Source organism: Rhodanobacteraceae bacterium, assembly GCA_024234055.1.
GTDB lineage: Bacteria > Pseudomonadota > Gammaproteobacteria > Xanthomonadales > SZUA-5 > JADKFD01.
The window spans coordinates 194,386-220,919 of the sequence record JACKOW010000006.1 but is presented as its reverse complement, the minus strand read 5'-3'; the positions used below and the strand labels follow the sequence as shown (position 1 = coordinate 220,919).

The following is a 26,534-nucleotide window of genomic DNA, read 5'->3' as shown; positions in this document are numbered from 1 at the left end:
GCGTGCCCAACATCAATGCAAACCGTTGGGCACGCTGCGCTTAGCCCAACCTACACCTTGATCACGATTCATGGCCCGGATGACATCGCCAGACCAGTGTCACGTAGACCGCTGCGCGGTCAACGTGACCTACTTTCACGACAAGCTGCCTGCCCCAGACCTCGCCTTCTCGCGCTCTCACCTTTTTCCATTTTCCCTTTCCCTTTTTCCGCCTGACCATGCATCTGGACATCATCGGCCGCGGCCCACCCCTGGTACTGATTCATGGCTGGGCCATGCATGGCGGTGTGTTTGCGCCGCTGCTGGACCGACTCGGGGCCCACTTTGAATGTCATGTCGTCGATCTGCCCGGTCATGGCCTGAGTGAGGAGCGGGACGGATTGGCGCTTGACGCCACGGTGGAGCGCCTGCTGGCGCTGCTGCCGCCTGCGATCTGGCTGGGTTGGTCACTCGGCGGTCTGTTCGCGCTCGAGGCGGCGGCGCGCGCTCCCGAGCGCGTGCGCGGTCTGGTGTCGATGGCGGCCTCGCCGCGCTTTGTGGTCGCGGGCGACTGGCCGCATGCCGTCGCGCCCAGCGTATTTGAACAGTTCGCTGCCGATCTGGCGCAGGACTACGGCGCCACCATCGACCGCTTTCTGGCACTGGAAGTCCATGGCGATGCCGGCGCTCGACAGGAAATCCGCTGGTTGCGCCAGCGACTGGCGGAAAGGCCGCCCTGCGATCCGCGCATCCTGGTTGACGGTCTGGCGCTGCTGGCCGACACCGATCATCGCGCCGAATTGCCGCGACTGGCGCTGCCGAGCTTGTGGATCGGGGGCCAGCGCGACCGGCTGGTGCCCTGGCAAGCTCTGCAGCTCGCGGCAGATCAGGCAGCAGATGGGCAGTTCCTGCGCATCGATCGCGCCGGTCACGCACCATTTCTGAGTCATGCCGACGAGGTCGCCGCGGCCCTGGTCCGCTGGGCCGGGCAGATCCCCGGCAGAGCGGTCGATCAGTCCCGTTGAGACGTCGAGGCGCGTACGTACTCAGCAAGAACGGCGCGACGGGTGCACGTCATTCCGGCAAGGAGTATTCGAACTGGTAGTGGTGTTCGCCATCGACGATCTCGAGGGTGAACGTTCCAGCCAATCCCGCCAGTTCGCCGGTGCCCGATCCGGGGACCACGCTGATCGACAGCTGCCGGGCACCCTCGTTCATGAGGCCGCTGTGCTGGAACACGAAACTGCCCTTGCGACCATGCAGACTGCCGCTGACGCGCTCTATCGCCACGTAACCGGCAGAGCCCTTGGTCGGCGTCAGTGCCGTCAGCATCTGACCGACACCGACTGCTTCCAGATCGCCGACAAAAGCCTTGTTCAGCGCCATGCGGCCCAGCGCGACGCCATCGGCGACTTCGGGCTCGCCCTGCGGCGCCATTTCGACGGTGAAGGATCCCTTGGCAACAGCGGTCATGCGCTCGATTTCCTGCGAAAAGGTGGTGGTCGGATGCAAGCTCATGAGACCCAGCGCGATCGCCAGGAAAACCGAAGGTCGAAGCGTCATCGAGGGGGAACCATGCTGCATGGACTGTCATCCTGACCGGATTGCCGGCCGCAGACAAGAGGGCGTGGACCGGGCGGGACCAGCGCTCGGCAGTCGCCAGGGGCGACGCATCACGCCAGCCTTTCGAGCCCGCCTGAGCGTTGCGTGGATCGGGATTGAATCAGCTCCGCAAGAACGCTGATGGCGATTTCATGCGGGGTCTGGGCGCCGATCTCCAATCCGACCGGCGCTTTGAGCTGCGCCAGCTGCTGCGCCTGCCTGGGGCTGAGCTGCGCCAGCACAGCGTTGATGCGCTTGCGACTGCCCATCATGCCGAGAAATGCGAAATCGGCACCGGCCAGCTCCCGCAGGGTCGCGACATCGCTGGCGAAATCGCGGTTGAGCAGCACCGCATGGATGGCCCGGCGGGTGTCGATGGCTTCAGCCAGGCCAGCGTACGCCCCCCCGCGCACGGTGGCTCCCGGATACAGGGCCGGATCAGCGTACTCAGGCCGCGGATCGAACAGCCACAACTCGAAGTCGAGGTGTAGTGCCAGTTCATACAGGGCCAGGCCGCAGTGGCCGCCGCCCACGATCAGCAAGCGGGGATCGGACGGAAGGTACCGCGCCCCCCTGGGGTCGCCGATATCGTCGGCAGTCAATGCAACCCCGAAGCCGGCCGTCAAATCGCGGGCGATGGCCGTGGCGCGGGCCAGATCGGCGGCACCCTCCCAGCGCCGCAGCGCGATCTGCATCTGTCCGCCACAAATGCCTGCGGAGTCGACGCCACCGCTGAGGTCAATGGTCAGCAACGAGGATCGCTCGGCAGCGATCAGCAAGCTGCGCGCCGCCGTCAGCACGCGGGCCTCAGCCAGGCCACCACCGATGCTGAACTCGCTGTCGGCAGTTCCGATCAACATGCGCGCGCCGGCCTTGCGCGGGGTGGCACCGCGGGTGTGCAGCACGCTGGCCAGCACCTGTGGCGCCGAGCACAGACGCTCTGCCAGACGCACGAACAGACGCTCGCTCAAGCCGCTTTCACTCGGGCAATGGCGGCATGGATGGCTTCCGGCGTCGCCGGCGAGTCCAGCGTGACCGCGCCACCGCGACCGAAGGCCGCGACGGCATCACGCAGCGCTTCGCGCACACTCAGTGCCAGCATCAGCGGTGGCTCGCCCACGCCCTTGCTGCCGAAGATCACCTCGGTGCTGGGATCGGTCGGGCGCCGGTACAGGTCCAGGTGCCAATCCAGCGGCACATCCGCCACCGTCGGGATCTTGTAGGTGCTGGGGGCATCGGTCAGCAGACGGCCGCCGGCACTCCAGCACAGCTCCTCGCAGCTGAGCCAGCCTAACCCCTGCACGAATCCGCCCTCGATCTGACCACGATCGATGCCCTCGTTCAGCGTCTCGCCAACGTCATGCAGCAAGTCCACCCGACGCAGCTGGGGCACCCCGGTGTGGCCGCAGATCTCGACCTCGCTGACTGCGGCGCCGTAGGAAAAATAGTAGAAGGGATGCCCCTGCCCGGCCTGCGGATCCCAGTGGATCAGCGGGGTGCGGTAGTAGCCCGTGGCCGACAGGCTGATGCGGGCACTGTAGGCCGCGCGCACCAGTTCCTCGAAGCTGAGCCGCTCGCCCCGGGGGCGGTCATGGACGTAAACCTGATCCTGCTCGAACCGCAGCTCGCCCGGCTCGCACTGCAGCCGGGCCGCGGCCAGTTCGGCCAGCCGCACCTGCACGGTGAGGCAGGCATTGCGCACCGCCTGTCCGTTGAGATCGGAGCCGGAACTGGCGGCGGTGGCCGAGGTGTTCGGCACCTTGTCGGTGCTGGTGGTCATGATCCGGATCCGCCCGGCCGATACCCCGAGGGTGCGCGCGGCGACGGCGAGCATCTTGGTGTGCAGGCCCTGACCCATCTCGGTACCGCCGTGATTGAGCTGGATGCTGCCATCCTGGTAAATCAGCAGCAGTGCCCCGGCCTGGTTGTACTCGGTCTTGTTGAAGGAGATGCCGAACTTGACCGGGGTGATCGCCAGTCCGCGCTTGCGCGTGGGGTGACTGCGGTTGAACTCAGCCACCTCGGCGCGGCGGCGGTCGAAGGCGCTGCTGCGCTTGAGTTCGGCCCACAGCTGCGGCAGATGATTGTCGACCACCGGCTGGCCGTAGTGGGTGGTGTTGCGCTCGGGTGTCGCATCGGGCCGGTAGAAATTGCGCTCACGCACCTGCTCGGGCGGCAGCTGCAGGTGGCGGGCGACGCGATCGAGGATTTCCTCGCCGACCAGCATGCCCTGAGGCCCGCCAAAGCCGCGGAAGGCGGTGTTCGACGGCAGATTCGTCGCCGCGATCCGCCCGATCACCCGCACGTGCGGCAGGTAGTAGGCGTTGTCGACATGGACCATGGCCCGCATCAGCACCGGCGGCGACAGATCGCAGCTCCAGCCGCCATCGGCAACCAGTTCCACCTCCAGCGCCTGCAACAAACCGTTTGCATCAAAACCGACCTCGAAGCGGCCGAGGAAGGGATGGCGCTTGCCGGTCAGCTGCATGTCCAGCATGCGCGGCAGCTGGATCGCCGCCGCCCGCCCGCTGCGCTGCGCCGCCAGCGCCGCGACGGCGGCAAAGGCGTTGGCCTGGGTCTCCTTGCCGCCAAACCCGCCACCCATGCGCAGACAGCGACAGACCACGCGGTTGGACGGCAAGCTGAGCACATGGGCGACGATCGCCTGGGTTTCCGAGGGATGCTGGGTCGAGGACACGATCTGCACCAGCCCATCGCCATCGATGCTGACCCAGCTGGCATGGGTTTCCAGGTAGAAATGATCCTGACCGCCACAGCGCACCTCGCCCCGTAGCCGGTGGGAAGACGCCGCCATCGCGGTATCGACATCGCCGCGGACGATGCGGCTCGGCGGCAGGTGGAAGCGCTGCTCGGCGATGGCCTGATCGATGCTGAGGCAAGCCGGCAATTCGCGGTATTCGACCTTCACCGCTTGCGCCGCGCGCTGGGCGGTGGCTGTGTCGCCGGCTACCACCCAGGCCACCGCCTGGCCGTGGTAGCTGACCCGATCGGCCGGGATCAGCGGCTCATCGTGCTTGATCGGGCCGGTGTCGTTGACACCGGGGATGTCGGCCGCCGTCAGTACGGCGTGCACGCCCGGCACGGCCAGCGCCGCACTGGCGTCGATGCCGAGGATCTCGGCATGCGCAAAGGGTGCCTGCACCGGCCACAAGCGCAGCAGCCCCACCGGCATCGATTGCTCATCGGTATAGACCGCCCGCCCCGTCACATGCCCCACCGCGCTCTCGTGCTTCATGGGTGGGTACTCGGGCGAGTGTGGGGAAAAGACTCGGACGCGAAGGACGCGAAGGAAAAGCAGAAAGAACGCGAAGGGAAATGGACGAGTTGGCTCAAGGTGTTGTTGAGGAACGGTCGCTCAGCTCCGAGCTGGCGGGGTTCAGAGTCGATCAAGACAGCGGCCGGCGCGCCGAAGCCACCTGGTCGTTGATCGGAACAAGAATGTCGACATGCAGTCGTCCGCAGCGCGAAACTCGCATCGCCCCTGACCGATGAATCCTTCGCTCTTCTTCGCGTCCTTTCTGCTTGTCCTTTGCGTCCTTCGCGTCCAAAGCTCTTCCCCCAAGATGCGCCCCAGTTCAGCTTCATCGCACCTGCTCCTCGACGAACTTGGCAAACAGGCTGGCGACCAGAGCGCGGCGGTAGTCGGCGCTGCCGCGGTGGTCGCTGAGTGGGGTGTATTCCTGACGCAGCAACTCGCAGGCAGCAGCGACGGTGTCGGGATCGAGCACCCGGCCGAGCAGGTACTGCTCGACGGCGACGGCGCGGCGCGGGATGGCGGCGACGCCACCGTAGGCCAGCCGGGCGTGCGTGACGCGGCGCTGATCGTCGAGTGCCAGCAGATACACGGCGGCGACGATGCTGATGTCGTCGGTCTGGCGCTTGGCGACCTTGTAGGCGGCCTGGATGGCTGAGCTGCGCGGTACCCGCACGGCCACGATCAGCTCCTCCGGCCTGAGCGCAGTCTTGCGGTAATCGAGGAAATAGCCGTCGATCGGCAGTTCCCGGGCCCCGGCAGCGCTTTGCACCTCGACCACCGCCTCATGCGCCAGCAGCCAGGGCAGCAGATCGCCGATCGGCGAGGCGCTGCCGAGATTGCCGCCCAGCGTCGCCCGGTTCTTGACCTGGCGTGCGGCGAACCAGGGCAGCATCTGGTCCAGCGCCGCGAACACCCCCGCCAGCTCCGTTTCCAGACGCGACAGCGGGACGGCGGCACCGATGCGTACGCTGTGCTCGCTGATCTGCAACTCATGCAGTTCCCGCACCCGATCGACCGCAATCAGGCCCGCCGGCAGCGGCAAGCCCCGACTCAGGGCCACGCCCAGATCCGTGGCCCCGGCGATCCACAGAGCGTCCGGATGCTCGGCCTTCAGCGCCAGCGCCTGCGCCAGCGTGGTCGGCGAATGCCAGCCGCCGGGCGCCGCCGGCTGGTCGCCAGCCTCGGGCCCGCGCTGCAGGCAATCGCTGAAGCGGTCGGGCTCGCGCGTCAGCGCCGCCAGGCTGGCGGCAGCTCGGCGTATGGACTGATAGCCGGTGCAACGGCAGAGATTGCCTTCGATGACGTGATCACTGAATTCGCCGTCGTAATAACCGGCGAACAGGCTCATGACAAAGCCGGGTGTGCAATAACCACATTGCGAACCGGCGCTGTCGACCATGGCCTGCTGCACCGGATGCAGCCGATCGCCATCGGCCAGCGCTTCCACGGTCAGCACTTCGCGTCCGGCCATCAGACCCATCGGCAACAGGCAGGCGTTGACGGCGCGATAACGCCCGCGCCCCTGCTCATCGCGTTCCAGCAAGGCCACGGTGCAGGCACCGCAATCACCGTCGCCGCAGCCTTCCTTGGTACCGGTCAGGCGTTGCTGGCGGCGCAGCCAGCGCAGCAGGGATTCGGCCGGGTCAACCTCGCTGAGATCGATGGCGCGCTGGTTCAGTCTTAGCATCGGAGCAGTCATGAGCCGGACGATCAGCGTCGGCCGCGATGCTGTCAAGCCATCGCCGACAAGCGATTCGATGGCCACGCGCACCCGGATTGCGCTAACTTGACGGGGTCATAGCGATGATCGGGCGAGGGCACGGCATGGCCAGCAAGAAAAGCGTCAGCAAGACCGCTGCAAAGACCCAGTCCAAGCCAGCGCCTGCGCGCGCCAGTCCAGAGGCCGCCGCGCCCGCTGCAGCAGCCAAGCCCGAAATCCGCCGGAGTACACCCATGAATGACAGCGCCAACAACGTCGACCAGATCCGCGACATCCTGTTCGGTGGCCAGATGCGTGATTACGAACGCCGCTTTCTGGACCTGTCGCAGCGCCTGGAGAGCGAGAGCCAGCGCTTGCACAATGATCTGGACAAGCGACTGGCGCAGCTGGAGAAGCGCGTCGATGACCAGTTCGAGAAGCTTGGCAAGTTGCTGCGCCAGGAAGTCAGCGACCGCACCCAGAGCCTGGATGATCTGGAAACGCGCATGCAGCAGGGCCAGCGCACCTTGCGCGGCGAGCTGCAGGGTGGCTTGCAGGCGCTGGAGGCGGATCTGTCGGCCAAGGATGAACGCCAGCGCGAATCGCTGGCAGAACTGCGGCAGTTGCTGGCCACGCGCGTCAGCGAGATCAACGCCGCGCTGTCGCGCTCGGACCAGGAGGTGCGCAAGGACAAGGTCGGCCGCAGCGATCTGGCGGCGCTGCTGACGGAGGTGGCCCTGCGCCTCAACGGCGAGTTCGAACTTCCGACCGCGCGCGGCTGAGGCTGAGCCCTGCCCGGATCCGGCATGAGCGAGCTTGAGCGCCTGCGGACTTTGTTGCTGGCTCCCGAGCAGGGCGAGCTGCAACAACAGCGGGCGGCCATCGAGGCCCTGCAGCAGGCCCAGACCGATCTGCCGGATCGGCTGCCGGAGATGCTCGATCAGGTCGAGAGCGGCGCCCGCCGCGAGTCCCTGCACCGGGTGCTGGCACCGGTGGTGGCAGCCTCGCTGGCCGACGCCGTGCGCCGTGACCGCCGCAGCATCGTCGATGCGCTGTTTCCGATCATTGGCCCGTCCATCCGCAAGGCCATTGCCGAGGCGCTGCGGGCTTTTGCCGCGGATCTGAATCGAGCACTGGACCACAGCCTGACACCACGCGGCCTGCGCTGGCGGCTGGAGTCCTGGCGCACCGGCGTGCCTTTTTCCCAGGTGGTGATGAAGCACACCTTGCGTTATCGCATCGATCATCTGTTCTTGATCGAGCGCGAATCGGGCCTGCTGCTGCACCGCTACACCGCGCCGGAACTGCCCGATCTGGATGCCGACGCCATCGCCGGCATGCTCACCGCCATCGGCGATTTCGTGCGTGACTCGGTGCAGTCCGATCAGGACACGGAGTCCGGGCTGGCCTCGGCGACGATCGGCGAGCACCTGCTGCAGGTCTACGAGGGCCCGCGCGCGGTGCTGGCCTGCTTCATCCAGGGCGTGCCGCCGAGCGAGCTGTCGGCGCATCTGCGCACGGCGCTGGAGGATCTGCATCGGGAACAGGATGCGGCCGGCGAGGCTTTTGACTGGGAACTGGAAGCCTCGCGTGTACTCGGCATCGATGCCATGTCGCAATTGAGCAATGTCGATCCGAAGGTCGTACGGCCACCGCGCTGGCCGATGATCCTGCTGTTGCTGCTCCTGCTCGGACTGCTGGGCGCGCTCGGTTACCAGCGCTGGCAGCGCGCCGAAACCGGCCAGCGCCTGCGCGCGGCGGTGACGGCCATGCCCGGCTGGCAGCTGCTGACCCTGGATCACGATGGCGTCTGGAAGCTCAAGCTGCTGCGCGATCCGGATTCGGAGCCGAGCGCAGCCTTGGCGGACCTGGTTGACCTTCCGAGTGATCAGGTCGAGATCGAGGAACAATCCTTCCTGGCGCTGGACGAGCCGCTGGTGGCCGCCCGCGCGCGGCGCTTGCTGCAGCCGGCGGTCGGCACCGAGCTCAACTTCCGCGAAGGTCGCTTGCAGGTGACAGGCAGCGCCGAGCGCAGCTGGGTGCAGCGACTGCAGCAGTTGGGCCCGTGGTTGCCTGGGGTGATCAGCATCGACGTCTCGGCGCTCACGGTGACGCCCGATGCCGCCGATCTGGCGCGCCTGAGAGCCCTGCAGGCCGACGTCGCCGCACGCCCGATTCCATTTCGGCGCGGACGCAGTCAGCTGGAGCCCCTTGCCTTGCCCGCGGCCCAGGCGCTGGCGACAGTACTGCGGGAAGCACTGGCGCTGGCACGTGACAATGAAATAGGCGCAATAATCCGCTTGCGGGGCTGGAGTGATGACGGCGGCAGTGACAAGCTCAACGCCGATTTGCGTGCAGCCCGCGCACAGGCCTTGCAGGAGGTACTCGTGAGTCAGGGGATACCGCCCGACGTGTTCATCGTTGAAACTGATGACCAGGGTCTGGGCACGCCGGCGGCCACGGCTGAAGTGCAACTGGAGCCGGCCCCATGACTGAAGTCGCCCGCAAGATCTGCATGCTGGGGGATTTCGCGGTCGGCAAGACCAGCCTGGTCGGGCGCTATGTGCGCAGCACCTTCTCCGAGAAGTATCTGACCACCGTCGGCGTCAAGGTCGACAGCAAGCGCGTCGAGATCGAGGGCAGTGGCGCGGTCAAGCTGGTGCTGTGGGATCTGGCCGGAAAGTCCGAGCTCGACAGCCTCAATCGCAGCTACATTCGTGGGGCCCACGGACTGATGCTGGTGGCGGACGGTACCCGCGAGGCCAGTCTGCGTGCTGCACTGTATCTGCTGATGCAATCGCAGAAGCAGCTGCCTGGCGTACCGGTGGTGCTGATGGTCAACAAGCTCGATCTGATCGATCGCTGGGAGGTATCGGCCAGCGACATTTCCCGACTGCAGCAGAGCCTGCCCACCTTCAGGACCAGTGCCCTCGACGGCGAGGGCGTGGAGGCGGCTTTCTCCGAACTCGGTCGACTGCTGCTCGGAGGCGAAGCGTGAAGCGCTACCCACCGAAGGTCGCCGATGCGCTCACCCGCCATCTCATCGACCGGGCGCAGCCGCTGGTGATCAGCATTGATGCCGCAGGTCAGGTTCGTGAGCTGCAGGGCAATGCTGCCCACTACGGTCTGGCCACCGACCAGCTGGCCCCGATACTGGAGCTGGTGTCCAACATGAAGGTCGGAGCCGACGACTCGCAGCCCCTGTTGTGGCCGCTGGTGGCCATCGACAGCGGCCACCATGTGGCGCTGCACTGGATTCCCGACCAGCCCTTCAGCCACGTGGTCATGACCGACTCGGATCTGTGCAATGCCGAGCTCACCGAGCGCCAGCAGCAGGCCAACGAGTCGGCCCTGGCCAGCATCGAGAAATCGCGCACCATCCGCGAGTTGAAATCGGTGCGCAAGCAGCTGGAGTCGCGCGAGCGCTCGCTGTTGGAGACGCAACAGTTCCAGCAACGTCTGATCGACACGCCGGCGCATGATCTGCGCACGCCGCTGACCTCGATCAGCGGCTATGCCGCACTGCTGGAACCGCATCTGAAGAACAACACGCCGCTGCATCGGGCACTGGGAGCCATCCAGCGCAATGCCGTCTATCTCAGGTCCCTGGCCGAGAATCTGCTGGAGCTGGCCCGCCAGGGACACCCGGATGCCCAAGTCGAGCGGCACGCTTTCGCGCTGGAGGATCTGGCGGCGGACATCGAGCTGATCATCCGGCCGATGGCAGATGGCAAGGGTCTGGAGCTGAAGGTCAGTGCCGAGTCGAGCGGCACCCGCATGCCCTTCTTCGATCAGATCAAGCTGCACCAGATCCTGGTCAACCTGCTGTCCAATGCCGTGCGCTACACCCAGGCTGGCGAGGTCCGGGCCGAACTCAGCTGGGATGGCGAAGCGATCGATCTGGTGGTCACCGACACCGGCATCGGCATTGCCCCGGAGTACCAGCAAAGGGTGTTCGAGCCCCTCAACCGTGGCGCCCAGCAAGGCCGTGAGGGCGCGGGTCTCGGTCTGTCGATCGTGCGCCAACTGGTCGAATCGATGGACGGCGAGCTCAAGCTCAGCTCGGCACCCGGCGTCGGCACCCGCGTGCACGTGCACCTGCCAGAGCAGACCCAGGAGCCCACTCCCATCGTGTTGGCGCCCAGCGGCGACGAGCCGGCGCTGAACCTGAGCAACCGCCGGGTGCTGATCGTCGACGACGATCCGGACATCTGCGAATTGCTGCAGTGGTCGCTGCGCGAGCTCGGCTACGCCACGGAAACGCTGCAGGATGCCGACCGCTTGCACGCCCGAACCGCGGCCTTCGATCCGGCACTGATCATCATCGACGTCGATCTGGGCACGCGCTCCGGCTTGCTGCTGACCCAGGAATTGCGCCTCAAGGAATACGAGGGCGCCATCATCGTGTTCTCCGGCGCCAGCGACGCCCGCACCCGCGCTGCCGCCGAGAAGGCTGGTGCCAACGGCTTCCTCGCCAAACCGCTGGACATGCGCCGCTTCCTGCGCTGGATGCAGCAATCACTGGATGCCTTGCCGGTTTGAGCCTGGTTGCTGGTTGCTGGTTGTCGGTGGCTGGTCGGAGCCGAATCACGCGGGGACGCGGAGGACGCGGGGAGAAGCACAAGCCTACCGTGGGAGCGGACTCTGTCCGCGACGGCAGGGCTGGCGAAGCCGGTGTCGGTTGTTGGTGTCGGTGCGGGGAAGCCGGTGTCGGTTGTTGGTGTCGGTGTCGGAAAGAGCGAGTCCGACGCGCGCGATCCGCCGTGGGTCATCTGGCCGCGCAGCGGACTACGTGACGGCAGGCGCCGCCATCGCGGACAGAGTCCGCTCCCACAGAATGCGGAAGCAGCCGCAAGCGCCGGCATTCGTAGGTCCAGACTTGTCTGGACCCACAAAGGCCGAGTCCCGAGTCCCGAGTCCCGAGTCCCGAGTCCCGAGTCCCGAGTCCCGAGTCCCGAGTCCCGAGTCCCGAGTCCCGAGTCCCGAGTCCCGAGTCCCGAGTCCCGAGTCCCGAGTCCCGACAACCGACAACCGACAACCGACAACCAGCAACCAGCAACCAGCAACCAGCCTCAAAGGTTCTGGTAATTCGGCCCGCTGCCGCCCTCGGGCGTGACCCAGTTGATGATCTGGTAGGGATCCTTGATGTCGCAGGTCTTGCAGTGCACGCAGTTGGAGGCGTTGATCTGCAGGCGCTTGCCACCCTCTTCCTCGACCATCTCGTAAACGCCGGCCGGGCAGAATCGGGTGCAGGGATTCTGGTACTCACGGGCGCACTGGTCGATGCAGATCGAGGTGTCGGCCACCTTGAGGTGTACCGGCTGGTCTTCCTCGTGGGCGGTGCTGGCGTAGTAAACGCCCTGCAGTCGATCACGCGGCGGCAGCGTACGCTCGCCCCAGTGGCGGTTGGGGCTCTCGTAGCTGTCGACGCTGCGCAGCTGGGCGTAGTCGGCCTTGTTCTTCAGCGTCCATGGACTGGCGCCGGCCGTGATCGTCTCGAAGCCGGCATTGGCCAGACCCGCCCACAAGCCCTTCTTGAAGCCGGGCTTGATGTTGCGCACCTTGCGCAGCTCATTCATGACCGCCGATCCGCGCAACTTGGCATCCCAGCCCTCGGCGCGCCCGGTTTCGGCATAGTGCTCGGCGGCCAGCATGCCCGAGCGGATGGCCTGGTGCGTGCCCTTGATCTTCGGCACATTGAGCAGGCCGGCGGTGTCACCGATCAGCATGGCACCGGGCATCTCCACCTTGGGCAATGACTGGTAGCCGCCGGTGACGATGGCGCGGGCACCGGCCGACATGATCGAGCCGCCCTCCAGCAGAGGCTTGATGTAGGGATGATTCTTCCACTGCTGGAAGGCCTCGTAGGGCTGGAACAGCGGATCCTTGTAGTCCAGCCCGCAAACCACGCCCAGCGCGATGCGATCCTGATCCATGTGATAGAGGAAGCTGCCGCCGTAGGTGGCGCTGTCCATGGGCCAGCCGATGGTGTGCAGGATCAGACCGGCTTCGGCGGTGCCCGGCTTGACCTGCCACAGCTCCTTGATGCCGATCGAATAGGTTTGCGGATCGCTGTTTGCATCCAGCTCGAAACGCTTGACCAGCTGCTTGGTCAGATGGCCGCGGGCGCCCTCGGCGAGGATGGTGACACCGGCATGGATATCGATACCCTGGGTGTATTCAGCCTTGTGCGACCCATCCTTGGCGACGCCCATGTCGCCGATGCGCACGCCGATGACCTTGCCAGCGTCATCGATCAGACTCTCGGCCGCGGCAAAACCGGGGAAGATTTCCACGCCGAGCGCTTCGGCCTGCGGCGCCATCCAGGCGCACATGGCCGACAGCGAAACGATGAAATTGCCGGCATTGTGCATCTGCGGCGGCGTCGGCATCGACCACGCCCGGGTGCGCGTGAGCATCCGGAATTCGTCGCGCTTGGCCGGCACGCAGATCGGCGGCGGCGCATCGCGCCAGCCGGGCAGCAAATCATCGAGGGGCTGCGGCTCGATCACCGCACCAGACAGGATCTGGGCGCCCACCACCGAAGCCTTCTCGATCACGCAGACCGACAATTCGGCCTTGAGCTGTTTCAGGCGGATGGCGCAGGCCAATCCGGCAGGCCCGGCACCGACGATGACCACGTCGTACTGCATCACATCGCGTTCGCTCATGGCGCTGGGCTCCTTCATTTCAATACGCCCGAGTATAGGCAGCCTGCGCGCTCGCGGCGTGTAACGCCCTGGTCGTCGGCGAAAACCGGGCTTTGGACTTGCCTGGAGCCAAAAAGCAGGACGCGAAGGACGCCAAGGAAAAGCAGAAAGGAAGGGGGCAAGGGGCAGGGGTCCAACCACGACGCATGATCTGACCGTGCCGCGACGTGGGTCCCCTGCCCCCTGCCCCCCGCCCCCTGTTCGATGCCCGAACAAGCGCACCGCCAGGGGCGGCTAGGCTCAACCCCCGGTCTCACGCAGCGCGATGGCCTCGATGCTGGCTGCCGCCAGCTCACGCTTGGCGCTCTCCATGGCGCGGGCGTCGCTGTACGGGCCCACGCGCACGCGATGCCAGGTGCGGTCGTTGATCTTGACTGGCGTCACCTGCGCCTGCACCCCGAGCAGCGCCATGCGCGCTTTCAAGGCTTCGGCATCGCCGGAATTGCTGAAGCTGCCCACCTGCAGGAACATGCGCGCGGCGGGACCGGGAGCCACCGGCTCCGGCGGCTTCTGCGATTGCGCCGTCAGTTCGGCGTCGGGGATGACCACCTCGATCTCGGGCAGCACCGAATAGAAATCGTAACGGGGCTTCTTGGTTTCGGCCTCGCGCGAGCGGCTGTCGCCGGCCGCCAGTTCCACCAGTGGCTTGTCGCCATCGGTCTTGGATTCAGCGGCCGGATTCGGGCGCGGCCCGGCAGCGGGCATGCCATCCCGGAGGATGAAGAACATCGACAGGCCAACACCGAGCGCGAACCCGGTGAGCAGCCATACCCAGAACGGCAGAGGCGCGCTGCCGCCGCCGCGTACTGCTTGTTTGCCCTTGGCCATGATGTTTCCGCGTCCTGTCCTTGATGCACTGCCAGCATAGCGGCGGCCGCCGGCCGGCTTGTGGCTTCTGGCTGACCCGTGATCAGGGCTCCTGCCTTTCCATCCGCTCGGGCGCCGATACGCCCAGCAGTCTAAGGCCGTTGGCCAGCACCTGCTTGACCGCCAGCAGCAGATTCAGTCGGGCATTACGCAGATCATCGTCTTCGACCAGAATCTTGACCTGGGCGCCGTCGTAATAGCCATGCAGCGCGGCAGCCAGTTCACGCAGATAGTTGGCGACCAGATGCGGCGAACGCTGTTCGCCGGCGCGCTCGACCGTCTCCGGATAGCGCAGCATCAGGTTCAGCAGATCCAGCTCGTGTTCGTTGCTGAGCTGCTGGCGGGCGGCATCGCCGGCCGAACGGTTGTGGGTCTGTCGCTGTTCGGCCAGTTTCTGGAACACGCTGGCGATGCGGGCATGGGCGTACTGCACGTAGTACACCGGATTGTCCTTGCTCTGCGATTTGGCGAGTTCCAGATCGAAATCCAGGTGCTGTTCGTGGCTGCGCATCACATAGAAGAAGCGCGCGGCATCGGTGCCGACCTCGGTACGCAGGTCCTTGAGGGTCACGAAGTTGCCTTCGCGCTTGCCCATGGACACTTCCTTGCCGTCCTTGTAGAGCTTCGCAAACTGCACCAGCACGATCTCGACATTGGCCGGATTGAGGCCAAGCCCGCTGGCCGCCGCCTTCAGGCGCGCGATGTAGCCATGATGATCGGCGCCGAGCACGTACACGGCCTTGGTGAAGCCGCGCTCGAACTTGTTCAGCAGATAGGCAATGTCCGAGGCGAAATAGGTGCTCTGGCCATTCTCGCGGATGACCACGCGGTCCTTCTCGTCGCCGAAGGTGGTCGCCCGGAACCACTTGGCACCGTCCTTCTCGTACATGTGGCCCAGACGCGTCAACCGCTCGATGGCGCGGTCGACAGCGCCCGATTCGGCCAGATTGCGCTCGGAAAACCAGTTGTCGTAGCGCACGTTGAAGGCCAGCAGTTCGTCGCGGATGGCGCCCAGCAGGCTGTCCAGCGCCAGCTTGTAGATCAGGTCGAAGTCATCTGCCCCGAGCAGCTCGCGAGCGCGGCCGATGAGTGCATCGACATGCGCTTCCTTGTCGCCGCCCTGGCTTTCGTCGGGCGGCAGATTGGCCGTGACCTCGAAAGGACTGCGGCGGAAGCGATCGCCGTGCGCATGCTTGAGGGTGCGGGCCACATCGACAACGTAATCGCCCTTGTAGCCGTTGTCCGGGAAGCGCACCGGATTGCCGGTGAGATCCAGATAGCGCAGCCAGACGCTGGTGGCGAGGATGTCCATCTGCCGACCGTAGTCATTGACGTAATACTCGCGCTGCACCTTGACGCCGCAGGCTTCGAGGATGTTGGTCAAGCTGGCGCCGAAGGCGGCTCCACGACCGTGGCCGACATGCAGCGGCCCGGTGGGATTGGCACTGACGTACTCGACCGTGAGGTGTTCGTTTTCGTCCGGCTCGTTGCTGCCATAGGCCTCACCCCGTTCCAGCACCCGACGCAGGGTGCCCAGCAGACAACTACGGCTGAGCGTGAAATTGATGAAGCCGGGGCCTGCGATGGCCACCTTTTCCACGTGCCTGGACTCCGGCAGATGATCAACGATGGCCTGCGCCAGATCACGCGGCTTCATGCCCAAGGCCTTGCACAGCACCAGCGCGGCGTTGGTGGCGAAATCGCCATGGTCCTTCTGGCGGGTGCGCTCGATGGCAAACTCGGGGGTCTCAGGCAATTCCACCTGCTGCTTGCGACGGACGTCGAGCAGCGCCTGCATCACGAGTTCCTGCAAATGCTCTTTCACTGGGAGTCACTGGACGGAAAAAGGTGGCAGAGAATAACAGCCTTGCCTGAAGCAGCGCTTCAATGGGGATCCGGGGCACGGGGCACGGGGCACGGGGCACGGGGCACTCGGGACTCGGGACTCGGGACTCGGGACTCGGGACTCGGGACTCGGGACTCGGGACTCGGGACTCGGGACTCGGGACTCGGGACTCGGGACTCGGGCAAAGGCTACGGCCTTGCGGCTTCTGTAGGTCCAGACTTGTCTGGACGCTTCTTCGGCACCTGACCAAGAGCGTCCAGACAAGTCTGGACCCACGAGAGCTTGAGTTATGCCAGCCTTTCCCCGTGCCCCGTGCCCCTCTGCCGTTCCGCGCGCCCATTCCAACCTTGATTTGCATCAAGACAGCCTGAGCAAAGTTGGCGTTTGATAGTCATTCGCATTTACGAACGGCTCGCGAAGGCCTAAGATCAGCGCATGCTCAGGACTATGACCGCCCATGCTGACCACCGCCAGTGAAGCTCTGCCCGATGCCGCCAGCGCCGCCGTGAACTCGCCGCCGATGGAAGTGCCGACGCTGGCGGGGCTGAAACCCGGACAGCGTGCCCGCGTACTGCGCGTGGCCATGCCCAGAGCGGGTCACGGCCACGACCGCAATCTGGTGCTGCGCCTGCTGGAGATCGGCTTTGTCCCGGACGAAAGCGTGCGCGTGGTCGCCACCGGTCCGGGCGGGATGGAGCCGATCGCGGTGCGCGTGGGCGGCACCATGTTTGCCCTGCGTCGCCATGAGGCCGAGCACATCTACGTCACGGCGGTGGAATCGGCGCAATGAGTACGGCGGCAGCGGCCATTGACGGCGAATTTCGCCGTGTCGCGCTGCTGGGCAATCCCAATTGCGGCAAGACTGCCTTGTTCAATCTGTTGACCGGCAGTCGCCAGAAGGTGGCCAACTACGCCGGTGTCACCGTCGAGCGCAAGGAAGGCATTGCCCGCTCGGCCGCCGGCCACGGCTACCGGGTGCTGGATCTTCCGGGCGCCTATTCGCTCAATGCCGACAGCGCCGACGAGGCCGTGACCCGGGACGTCGTGCTCGGTCAGCGCGCCGGTGAAGCCCGTCCCGAAGTGCTGGTGTGCGTGACCGATGCCACCAATCTGCGCCTCAATCTGCGTCTGGTGCTCGAGGTCAGGCGGCTGGGAATTCCGATGGTGCTGGCGCTGAACATGAGCGACCTGGCCGAGCGCCGCGGCATCCGCATCGATACCGACAAGCTCTCGGCCGCGCTTGGCATGCCGGTGGTCAGCACCGTGGGCGTGCACCGCGGCGGCGCCGATGCGCTGCTGGCCGAACTCGATCGCATGGGGCTACCGGCATTGCCACCGGAATCCCAGTCCTGGCAGACGCCAACGCTGGAGGAGATCACAGAGACCCATCGACAGGTGCGGGCCATCCTCGCCGACGCGGTGCAGCTGCCGACCGTGGACACGCGTTGGGACGAGCGCATCGATCGCGTCATCATGCACCCGGTGCTGGGCCTGATGATTCTGGCGGCAGTGCTGTTCCTGATGTTCCAGGCCGTGTTCAGCTGGGCCGCGGCACCGATGGACCTGATCGAGGGCAGCATGGGCTGGCTGGGCGAGACCCTGGGGCGCCATATGTCCGAGGGCCCGCTGCGCAGCCTGCTGGTCGATGGCCTGATCGGCGGTGTGGGCAGCGTGCTGATCTTCCTGCCGCAGATCGTCATCCTGTTTGCCTTCATCCTGGCGCTGGAGGATTCCGGCTACCTGCCGCGCGCGGCCTTTCTGCTGGATCGCTTCATGGGCAAGGTCGGACTGTCCGGACGCTCCTTCATTCCGCTGCTGTCGAGCTTTGCCTGCGCCATTCCGGGAATCATGGCCACACGGGTCATCAGCAATTGGCGCGACCGCCTGAGCACCATCCTGATCGCCCCGCTGATGACCTGTTCGGCGCGTCTGCCGGTGTATGCGCTGCTGATCGGCGCCTTCGTGCCGGAGCGCCAGATCGGCGGCCTCGTCAACCTTCAGGGTCTGGTGCTGTTCGCGCTGTATCTGGCCGGCATCCTGGGTGCGGTGGTCGTGGCCTTTGTGCTCAAGCGCACCGTTGGCCGCGGCATGCACCATCCGCTGATGATGGAATTGCCGACCTGGCGCATCCCCAATCTGCGCAATCTGCTGATCGGTTTGCTTGAACGCGTGCGCATCTTCCTGCGTCGCGTCGGCGGCATCATCCTCGCAATGATGATCGTGATCTGGGCGCTCTCCAGTTTTCCGGCGCCACCGGCCGATTTCACCGGCGCCGCCATCGACTACAGCTACGCCGGACGCCTGGGGCATCTGATCCAGCCGCTGTTTGCGCCGATCGGTTTTGGCTGGGAGATCTGCATTGCGCTGATTCCGGGCATGGCCGCGCGCGAAGTGGCGGTCGGCGCGCTTGGCACGGTGTATTCGTTGCAGGGCGGCGACGAGGAAGTCGCCACCCAGCTCGGCACCCTGATCGGGGCACAGTGGTCACTGGCGACCGCGCTGTCGCTGCTGGCCTGGTACGTGTTTGCACCGCAATGTCTGGCCACGTTGGCAGTGGTCAAGCGCGAAACTCAGAGCTGGCGCTATCCGCTGCTGATGGCGGTGTATCTGTTCGCCATGGCCTATCTGGCCTCGCTGGTGACCTACCAGACTGCCGTGTGGCTGGGACTGGGCTGATGATCGAGCACCTGCTCGTGGGTGTGATCGTCGCCGCTGCCGCCGTGTACAGCGTCTGGCATCTGACGCCGGCCTCTCTGCGCCAGAACGCCGTGGCCGCCCTCGCAAGCCGTTGCCGCCGAGGCAGAATGCAGGCTCTGATCCCGGGCCTGCAGCGCGCCGCCGCCACACCCACCGGCGCCTGCGCCGGCTGCGGCGCCCGCGGGCAGTGCCCGGTGGGACGCAAGCTGGGCAATCCGTAGCCAGGTTTGGCCGCATCGCTGATCACGGACAGCTGCGGTGTATGAGGGCGACGGTGTACGAGGCTCTTGTAGTGCCGAGCTTGCTCGGCAAGGTGTGCGGCTTTCCGCGGCAGGATGAAAAAAGCCCAAGCCCAGCCAGAGCAGCGGAGCAAGCTCCGCTCTACGAAGGCTGCGGTGACCGTGACCTTTGTTGCGAAACCGAAGCGGGCCGCAGCCCGCCTCGACTGAACGACTTCAGGCCGCCAGTTCCAGCGACTGCACCGGGAAATCGATCTCGGTGCCGGCGATGTGGTTGACGTAGTTGGTGTAGATGTTCAGCGCCACATTGGCGATGACTTCCAGCAATTCGCCATCGCTGAAGCCGGCGGCGCGGAAGGCAGCGATGTCGGAGGCGCTGGGATGACCTTGAGTGGCGACGATGCGCTGGGCCAGCGTTACCAGGGCGGCGTCTGCCGGATCTGCCGCCCGACCACGACGGGCATCGGCGATATCGCTGCTCGACAAGCCCAGGCCCTGACCGATGGCCGTGTGGGCCGACAAGCAGTAGCCGCAGCTGTTCGACTGGGCCACGGCGATGGCGATGGCTTCGCGGCGTCTGCCTGAGAGCTTGCCGCCAGCCAGGGCGCCGGAGAATTGCAGATAACCACCGAGGGCGGTGGGCGAGTGCGCCAGCGTCAGCACCATGTTGGGCACCAGGCCCAGCTTGGCCCGTACGGCTTCGAGGGTCTTGGTGGTGTTGGCGTCCGCGGTCTGCGGGTTGATCGGTGCAATCGTGCTCATGGTCTTGCTCCTGTTTGGGGTCAGTGGCTCGGCGAGTGCCGGCACAGGGCAAACGATAGGCAGCTGGACGGCACTTGGGGTTATCATTAGTGCCTCATGATTAATCATGAGTGCCGAAGCGCTCTTGTGGAGGGACGCGCGCCTGCGCGGCCGCTGTTGATCTTTCGGCAAGGCGGCGCCGCAGCGCGGCGCCCTCCCCAATGGCGATACGGCTCAACCCGACAGCAGTTCATGGAAAGCGCAGCGAAGCAATCCGGATGATCTGGGCGAGGTCCTGGATTGCTTCGTCGCTGCGCTCCTCGCAATGACGCCGCGCGAGCCCATGCCCCCAGCCCTGATTCTCATGAGCCAGACCACCATGACACCCAGCACCCCACCCGACCGGCTTGATGCGCTGCTGCGACGCTTCAGCCTGCGCACCAGCCTGTTTCACGCCGGCCCGCTGTGCGGCATCAACGATATCGGGGCCACGGCCGGAGTCGGGCATCTGCATGTCATCCGCGCTGGCGAGGTAGAGGTGCTGCACGGCAATCTGCCACCGATGACGATCACCGAGCCCACGCTGTTGTTCTACCCCCGGGCTGTCGCCCATCGCTTCGTCAGTGATGCCCAAGCAGGCGCCGACATGGTGTGCGCCAGCACCCATTTCGGCGGCGGCGACGACAATCCGCTGGTGCGCGCCTTGCCGGCGGTTCTGGCACTGCCGCTGCGCGAGCACGAAGCGATCTCGGCGACCCTGGACCTGCTGGTGGACGAAGCCTTCGGCGGCCGTTGCGGCGGACGCATCGCCGTCGATCGCCTGTTCGAGGTGCTGCTGATTCAACTGCTGCGGGAACTGATGCAACAAGGTCGGGTGCAGGACGGCATGCTCGCCGGTCTGGCGCATCCGCAGCTGCGCCATGCCCTGATCGCCATGCACGAGGCGCCGCAGGAAGCCCATGGACTGGAGTCACTCGCGGCGCGTGCGCACATGTCGCGCACGCGCTTTGCCCAGGCCTTCAGGGAACTGGTCGGGCAAACCCCGCTTGATTATCTGGCCGCATGGCGCATGGCCGTGGCTCAGGACCTGCTGCAGCGCGATCACAGCCTGGCGCAGATCGCCGAACAGGTGGGCTATGGCAGCGCCATCGCTTTCAACCGCGCCTTCAAGTCGCGCATGGGAGTGGCCCCGGGCGCGTGGCGCAGGCAGCTGCTGGCGGATGTTGCGCAAAGCCGTCAGGGCCATTGACTGTGGGAGCGGGCTCTGCCCGCGATCTGCTGGCTTACCCGATCAGAGTTCGCGGGCAAAGCCCGCTCCCACCGGATGAAGCCGGCGAGCTCAAGCCCCCGGGCCGCAGTCCATGCAATGCGGGACCGGCGGCGGGCCCATGCGCAGCTGGCGCTGCAGGTGACGCAGGGCGGTACGCACGCCTTCCTCGATCACCGGGTGATAGAAGGGTGCATCGAGCATCTGCTGAACCGTCATCCTTGCGTGCACTGCCCATGCCAGCAGATGCGCCAGATGTTCGGCGTCGGGGGCGATCATCTCGGCGCCCAGGAAGAGATCGCTGTGATGCTCGCCGTAGACGCGCAACAGTCCGCGATTGCGGCGCATGACCCGGCTGCGACCCTGATCCGAGAAATCCAGCTCGGCGATTTCGAAACTGCGTCCCGAGGCCAGCAACTCGGCATGACTGGCACCAGCGACCGCGATCTGCGGGTCGGTGAAGGCCACGGCCAGACCGGTGCGGCGCGGGTGTTCGCGCACGTCGGGATAGCGCCCGGCGTTGTCGCCGGCGATGCGGCCTTCATCGGCTGCTTCATGCAGCAGCATGCGCCGGGCCGAGGCATCACCGGCAATGAACACATGGCTGTCGCCGATCTGTCCAGTGCTGGGGTCACTGATTGGCACACCGCGAGGATCCAGCGGCAGGCCGGTGACGCCCAGATTCAAGTGCGCCAGCATTCGGGGCACGGCCCAGGGCCGCCAGCAGAAAGTCGTAATGCTCGCTGTGCGCGGTGCCCTGGTGCTGATAGTCGATGCGGACACCATCGCCCGCGCGCGTGGCGCGTTCGATGACAGCACCGGTGGTCAACGGAAAATCCTCGGCCAGCACCCGGCGTGCGGCGGTTATCACCTCGGGGTCGCTCAACCCGCCAAATCGTCCACCGCGATCGAATACGCGCACGCGCACGCCCAGGCGATGGAGGGCCTGGCCCAGTTCCAGCGCAATCACGCCAGCACCCACGACCGCCACCGAGTCCGGCAGCGTTTGCCAGGCAAACGCATCGTCATTGGTGATCAGGCGGTCACCCAGATCGACCCGCCAATCCTGCGGCACGATCGAACTGCGAGCCGCAGGCGATCACGATGCGCCGCGCCCGAATGCGTTCGCCATCGTCGAACTCCAGCGTGTGAGCGTCTGCGAAACGCACCCTGCCGATGCGCCGATGCGCCTGCGGCCAGGCTTCGACGGCTTCGGTCACGAAGCCGACAAAGCGGTTGCGCTCGGATCGGACGCGCTGCATCACCGCCGCGCCGTCCACCTGCAGCGCGCCACCGCGCACACCGAAACCCGGCGCCGCTGCAATGTGGTGGGCGGCGTCTGCGGCAGCGATCAGCAGCTTGCTGGGCATGCAGCCCACGCGCGCGCAGGTGGTTCCGTACTCGGCGCCTTCAATCAGCAGCACCGACTCGGTGTGCTCGCGGGCACTGCGATAGGCGGTCATGCCGGCCGAGCCGGTGCCGATGATGGCGACGTCGACTTCCTGGATGGTCATGGGCTACTCCTGAGCACTTCGCAATGGCACGAGGGCACGAGGGCACGATCAGGGCAGCCTACACGGGAAACTCGGGGCTCCCTGCCCCATGCATCACACGCGCACCGTCAGGCCACCGACTGTCCTACCAGACCTGCACCGCCGCCATCAGCTTTCAGCGGCGATCGGCAGATGACCAACCTTGACCCAGATCAGCGCGCCCTCGCGGCTGAAGGGCGCGTGGTGGCTGCCGTGTGGGCTGCGCATCCAGCTGCCGGCGGGATAGCGACCGTACTCGTCCTCGAACACGCCTTCCAGCACCAGGATCTCCTCGCCGCCAAAGTGTGTGTGCGGCTGGAATACGGTGCCGGGCGCCCAGCGCACCAACGCCGTGCTTTCGTTCTGGTATCCACCCAGCGGCAGCACCTGCAATCCTGGCACCAGACCCTGGCGCCAGGCGGCGCCGCGGGTATCGACGACCACGCGGGTCTGGTCATCAGGCGCCATCTGCCGGAGCTTCACGAACAGCAGGCAGCCCTCGTCGGTGCGTGGCGAGTGGGCAGATCCCGGTGGATTGCGCACATAGGTGCCGGCCGGGTAACGGCCGTACTCGTCGGCGAACACGCCGGCAAGCACCAGGAATTCTTCGCCGAGTTCGTGGCGGTGTTCGGCGAAATTCGAACCGGGAGCGTAGCGGACGATCGAGGTGGCGCGGGCCACCTCGTCGCCGATGCGCTCGATCATTCGCCGGGTCACGCCCGGACTGGGCGAACCCACTTCCGGCAACACTCGGGTATCGACGACTTCACGAAGGCTGAAGTCGCTGCGCAGCAATGTGGAGGAATCAGACATGGCGTGGTGTCCCAATGCGATGGGAAGAGCATGCCAGCCTCGATGTCAGCGTGACGCTGTCATCGGCGCAACGGAAAAGGGGTGGCACATGGCCACCCCTTTCCAGTTCATCTCAGACTTGATCGGTGGAATCCCGGCTGGCGCAGGGCTTCCACCGCAAGGTCAGGGCTCAGCTGTTGCGGCGCACCGCGACGAAGCCGATCAGGCCCAGCATCAGACCCAGCAGGATCAGGCCGTAGGCGTTCATCGTCGGAATGGCCTCGACCGCGAAGCCCACCTGGACGCTGACATTGCCGACGTTGTTGGCGGTCACCGGATCGGAGGTATCCGACACCGTGCTGGCATTCACCGCCGTGGCACCCTGGTTGTTGCTGTAGGCCACCACCTGCAAGGTACGCGAGACATTCGGTGCCGTGGCGCCGGCCCAGGTACAGGTGACCGAACCGCTGGTGCCCACCTGAGGCGTGGTGCAGGTCGCGCCGGTTGCCGTATGCGCGCTGTAGCGGAAGTCCGGCGTCAGGGTCATCGTGATCGACAGATTCTGGGCGTCGGACGGGCCGAGGTTCAGACTGACCGCGGTGAAGGTCACGGGCTCATTGATCAGCACTTCCAGCGCGGAGGCGCTGAGGCTGAGGTCCAGGTTGGCATCGGCGGCCACCAGCGTGGTGGTACTGGCGCTGTCGTTGGCCCCGTTGTTGTCGATCGACGCCGTGGCCACGCTGGCCGTGGCGCTGATGCTGCTGCCATTGGCTGCTGAAGCCGACACCAGCAGGGTGATGGTCGCCGTACGCGAACCCATGGGCGCAATGCTGCCGCTGACCGTGCACACCACCGGCGCACCCGAGCAACTGCCGCCACCCGACACGGAGCCGGAGACGAAGCTGGTGTTGGCGGGAACCGGCAGGGTGATGGTGACACCCGTGGCATCGGACGGGCCGCCGTTGGTGACGACGGCCGTGTAGGTCAGATTGGTACCTGCCGTCACTGGATCCGGGGCGTCGGTCAGCGTGATCGACATATCCGATTCGGCCACCACGGTGAACTGCGCCGTGCTCGAGTTGTTCATCGGATTGGTGTCCGGCGAACCGGTGCTGACGCTGGCGTTGTTGCTGATCACGCTGCCGGCGGCGACATTGGCATCGACGCTGATCACCAGCGTGAAGACCGAGCTGCCCACGGCCACGCTCGGGTTGCTGCAGCTGACCGTGCCGGTAGCACCGACGGCCGGGGTGGTGCAGGTCCAGCCAGCGACGCTGCTCAGCGAGACGAAACGCGTTCCGGCCGGCAGGGTGTCGCTCCAGACCGAGTTGAGTGCCGCCTGCGGGCCAAAATTCTCGACTTCGATGGTGTAGTCGATCTGGGTGCCGGCGGTGACCGGATCACCGTTGACCACCTTGTCGATAGCGATGTCGATCGGCACGAAGCCGTTGGGCGTCAGGTAGACCACCAGCGGATCATGATCCGAGAGCCGTCGTGCGGTCATCGGGTCATTGCGATCCACTTCCGGGAAACCGGCGTTGATGCGGGCATGCTCGATGCGCGGAGCGGTCGTGGCCGACAGCACGGCAGCGTTGACCAGAGCGTGGTCCAGCGACTGGGCGACGCCGTCGAAGACGAAGGAATAGCGCTCGTCGGCGGCGACCGTGTCGAACAGGTTGTCCAGATCCGGGTTGACCAGATCAGCGCCGTCGCCAGCCACTGCGGTCTGGTTGTCCGGGGTCGGCGTGCCGGCGATGGCGTTCATCGAATCGCCCAGACCATCGTTGAACTCGAAGGCATTGAAATCGCCGATCAGCACGATCTGCTCGTTCGGATTGGCGGCCTGACGGTTCTGCACCAGCACGGCCAGATCCTCGGCCTGGGCCTGACGCTTGGCGCGGATGCGCTCGCCGTCGGTGGCCCAACCATTGGGACCGACAGCAGTGTCGGTGGCGCCACTGAGCGAGCGCAGATGGTTGACGATCACGGTCAGCGGGTAGGTCTGGCCGGTGGCGTTGTTGACCACGGCATCCAGGCGCAGCGGCGGACGGTCATTCAGCAGCGTGGTGCTCGTATCCGGGTTGACGAAGAGCGTTCCGGCCAGCTCCTGGACGACGGCATTGACCGTCACCCGCGGCAGCGGGCCATTGACCGGCGCGGTCTTGACCAGGAAGCCGACATCGATACCGCCGACATCGTTGCCCTCGATCAGATAAGCCACGTACATCGGATCGGGCTGAGCAGAGGCCACGGCATCGCTGTTGATCTTGGCCGCCAGCGCCTGCAGCGTGCTCAGATTCTCGACTTCGACCACGCCGACGATATCCGGGGTCTGCAGCTCGTTGCGGATGCCGAGCGAGGCCTTGTTCAATCGATTGGCATAAGCCGTCGCCGTGAGTACCGGCTCGCTGATGGCCGGATCGTTCACATCGTCGAAGAAGCGCTGCAGGTTGTAGGAAGCCACCGTGACTTCGGTCGGCAGCGGCGCGCTGACCGCTACGCTGCCGTTCGGGCCCGATGCCGTCGGGCTGTTGTCAGGCAGGATCGTGTAGCGGCGGAAACCATAATCCAGCGGCCCGACCAGATTGCTCACGGTCTGGCCGACGGCTACCGTCAGCTGTGGCTGGCCCGTCAGGCCGTCGCTGTCGACGCGGATCAGTTCCGGATTGCCATCCCAGCGCGGAATCGGCGGAATGGTGCCGGCCGGGGTCGGATCCGGCGGCTGGATACCCGGCTCGCGCAGCGAACGCGGCACACCGGTGACCACACCGTGGAACACGCCATTGTTGCTGCCGGTGGCATTGGTTTCGTTGACGTTGCCCGCGGTGGCGGCATTGACCGTCAGCGAAGCCACGGAGACGCGCATGCCTTCCACAGCCTCCAACTGGTCGAAAGCGCCGGCCGGATCCGGGAATGTGGTCGTCAGCGCAATCGGCGCCGGCAAGGGGTTGCCCGCAGAGATCTGGACCACCGTCGGTGAACTGAGCTCGGTCAGCGGCGGCTGGAAGGGGTCGGAACCCGGGACAAATTCGACCACCGTGGCCGTAACCTGGACCAGATTGCCCACGGCTGCGGCCGCCGGTGGGGCCGAACTGGTGAAGACGAAAATGCCCTCGGAGGTCAGCGGATCGGCGTCAACCGTGGCATCGGGCTCCTGCATGAAGAAGCCGTTGCTCTTGCGGCCGGTGACGATGCCGCGGGTGGTCACACTGCTGCCGACGATCGGCGAGCTGGCGCCGGCTCCCTGGATGTCGTGGATCGGGGTCAGGACAACGTCGTCGTTGAG

General features: G+C 65.9%; 19 protein-coding genes and 1 pseudogene. 9 read left to right on the top strand and 11 right to left on the bottom strand.

What is annotated here, in order from left to right:
- The first annotated feature begins 218 nt into the window (after positions 1–218).
- Positions 219–1,004 (top strand): pimeloyl-ACP methyl ester esterase BioH, encoded by a 786-nt coding sequence (bioH, locus tag H7A19_12625; GenBank protein ID MCP5475670.1) that lies wholly within the window; start codon positions 219–221, stop codon positions 1,002–1,004.
- A gap of 49 nt (positions 1,005–1,053) precedes the next feature.
- Here bioH and H7A19_12620 read toward each other — a convergent pair whose 3' ends face one another.
- The 4 genes from H7A19_12620 to H7A19_12605 all read right to left on the bottom strand — a co-directional run bounded on the left by H7A19_12620 (position 1,054) and on the right by H7A19_12605 (position 6,545).
- The gene (locus tag H7A19_12620) at positions 1,054–1,452 is read right to left on the bottom strand and encodes a DUF3224 domain-containing protein (GenBank protein MCP5475669.1); all 399 of its coding nucleotides are present in this window, start codon (positions 1,450–1,452) and stop codon (positions 1,054–1,056) included.
- Between the two features lie 200 nt (positions 1,453–1,652).
- Positions 1,653–2,552, bottom strand: a complete 900-nt coding sequence (locus H7A19_12615; GenBank protein MCP5475668.1) for an XdhC family protein — start codon at positions 2,550–2,552, stop codon at positions 1,653–1,655.
- Positions 2,549–4,837 carry a xanthine dehydrogenase molybdopterin binding subunit gene (xdhB, locus tag H7A19_12610; GenBank protein ID MCP5475667.1) on the bottom strand — a complete coding sequence of 763 codons (2,289 nt, stop codon included), beginning with the start codon at positions 4,835–4,837 and terminating at the stop codon, positions 2,549–2,551. The genes H7A19_12615 and xdhB overlap by 4 nt, the downstream gene beginning before the upstream one ends.
- A gap of 346 nt (positions 4,838–5,183) precedes the next feature.
- Positions 5,184–6,545 (bottom strand): FAD binding domain-containing protein, encoded by a 1,362-nt coding sequence (locus H7A19_12605; GenBank protein MCP5475666.1) that lies wholly within the window; start codon positions 6,543–6,545, stop codon positions 5,184–5,186.
- A 137-nt stretch (positions 6,546–6,682) separates the two neighbouring features.
- On the opposite strand from H7A19_12605, the gene H7A19_12600 reads away from it, so the two are divergent.
- Genes H7A19_12600 through H7A19_12585 form a run of 4 tightly spaced genes read left to right on the top strand, consistent with a single transcriptional unit; the run spans position 6,683 to position 11,099 of the window.
- A complete protein-coding gene (locus H7A19_12600; protein ID MCP5475665.1) occupies positions 6,683–7,339 on the top strand; it encodes a hypothetical protein in 657 nt (218 codons plus the stop codon).
- Positions 7,340–7,363: 24 nt separating this feature from the next.
- Positions 7,364–9,049 (top strand): hypothetical protein, encoded by a 1,686-nt coding sequence (locus H7A19_12595; protein MCP5475664.1) that lies wholly within the window; start codon positions 7,364–7,366, stop codon positions 9,047–9,049.
- Positions 9,046–9,555 carry a GTP-binding protein gene (locus H7A19_12590; GenBank protein ID MCP5475663.1) on the top strand — a complete coding sequence of 170 codons (510 nt, stop codon included), beginning with the start codon at positions 9,046–9,048 and terminating at the stop codon, positions 9,553–9,555. Before H7A19_12595 ends, H7A19_12590 begins: the two co-directional genes overlap by 4 nt.
- Positions 9,552–11,099 (top strand): response regulator, encoded by a 1,548-nt coding sequence (locus H7A19_12585; protein MCP5475662.1) that lies wholly within the window; start codon positions 9,552–9,554, stop codon positions 11,097–11,099. The genes H7A19_12590 and H7A19_12585 overlap by 4 nt, the downstream gene beginning before the upstream one ends.
- Before the next feature lie 530 nt (positions 11,100–11,629).
- Here the strand turns inward: H7A19_12585 and H7A19_12580 are convergent.
- The 3 genes from H7A19_12580 to H7A19_12570 form a co-directional block, all read right to left on the bottom strand.
- On the bottom strand, positions 11,630–13,228 hold the full coding sequence (locus H7A19_12580) for an electron transfer flavoprotein-ubiquinone oxidoreductase (protein ID MCP5475661.1): 1,599 nt from the start codon (positions 13,226–13,228) through the stop codon (positions 11,630–11,632).
- Between the two features lie 279 nt (positions 13,229–13,507).
- Positions 13,508–14,095 (bottom strand): SPOR domain-containing protein, encoded by a 588-nt coding sequence (locus H7A19_12575; GenBank protein ID MCP5475660.1) that lies wholly within the window; start codon positions 14,093–14,095, stop codon positions 13,508–13,510.
- Between the two features lie 82 nt (positions 14,096–14,177).
- Positions 14,178–15,959, bottom strand: a complete 1,782-nt coding sequence (locus tag H7A19_12570; protein ID MCP5475659.1) for an arginine--tRNA ligase — start codon at positions 15,957–15,959, stop codon at positions 14,178–14,180.
- A 478-nt stretch (positions 15,960–16,437) separates the two neighbouring features.
- Here H7A19_12570 and H7A19_12565 point away from each other — a divergent pair, with 478 nt between their 5' ends.
- The 3 genes from H7A19_12565 to H7A19_12555 are packed head-to-tail and all read left to right on the top strand — an operon-like array spanning position 16,438 to position 18,898.
- Positions 16,438–16,770: a ferrous iron transport protein A gene (locus H7A19_12565; GenBank protein ID MCP5475658.1), complete on the top strand. Its 333-nt coding sequence runs from the start codon at positions 16,438–16,440 to the stop codon at positions 16,768–16,770.
- Complete coding sequence (gene feoB / locus H7A19_12560) at positions 16,767–18,656, top strand: ferrous iron transport protein B (protein MCP5475657.1); 1,890 nt, start codon at positions 16,767–16,769, stop codon at positions 18,654–18,656. The genes H7A19_12565 and feoB overlap by 4 nt, the downstream gene beginning before the upstream one ends.
- Positions 18,656–18,898: a hypothetical protein gene (locus tag H7A19_12555; protein ID MCP5475656.1), complete on the top strand. Its 243-nt coding sequence runs from the start codon at positions 18,656–18,658 to the stop codon at positions 18,896–18,898. The genes feoB and H7A19_12555 overlap by 1 nt, the downstream gene beginning before the upstream one ends.
- Positions 18,899–19,132: 234 nt before the next feature.
- Here the strand turns inward: H7A19_12555 and H7A19_12550 are convergent, their stop codons facing one another.
- Entirely contained in the window at positions 19,133–19,678 is a 546-nt protein-coding gene (locus H7A19_12550; GenBank protein MCP5475655.1) for a carboxymuconolactone decarboxylase family protein, read from the bottom strand.
- Between the two features lie 358 nt (positions 19,679–20,036).
- Between H7A19_12550 and H7A19_12545 the strand changes: the two genes are divergently transcribed.
- A complete protein-coding gene (locus tag H7A19_12545) occupies positions 20,037–20,906 on the top strand; it encodes an AraC family transcriptional regulator (protein ID MCP5475654.1) in 870 nt (289 codons plus the stop codon).
- Positions 20,907–20,996: 90 nt separating this feature from the next.
- On the opposite strand, the pseudogene H7A19_12540 reads toward H7A19_12545, so the two are convergent.
- The 3 genes and pseudogenes from H7A19_12540 to H7A19_12530 form a co-directional block, all read right to left on the bottom strand.
- A pseudogene (locus H7A19_12540) lies at positions 20,997–22,438 on the bottom strand (dihydrolipoyl dehydrogenase).
- A gap of 147 nt (positions 22,439–22,585) precedes the next feature.
- On the bottom strand, positions 22,586–23,269 hold the full coding sequence (locus H7A19_12535; protein MCP5475653.1) for a cupin domain-containing protein: 684 nt from the start codon (positions 23,267–23,269) through the stop codon (positions 22,586–22,588).
- Positions 23,270–23,438: 169 nt separating this feature from the next.
- On the bottom strand, positions 23,439–26,408 hold the full coding sequence (locus tag H7A19_12530) for an IPTL-CTERM sorting domain-containing protein (GenBank protein ID MCP5475652.1): 2,970 nt from the start codon (positions 26,406–26,408) through the stop codon (positions 23,439–23,441).
- Positions 26,409–26,534: the final 126 nt, after the last annotated feature.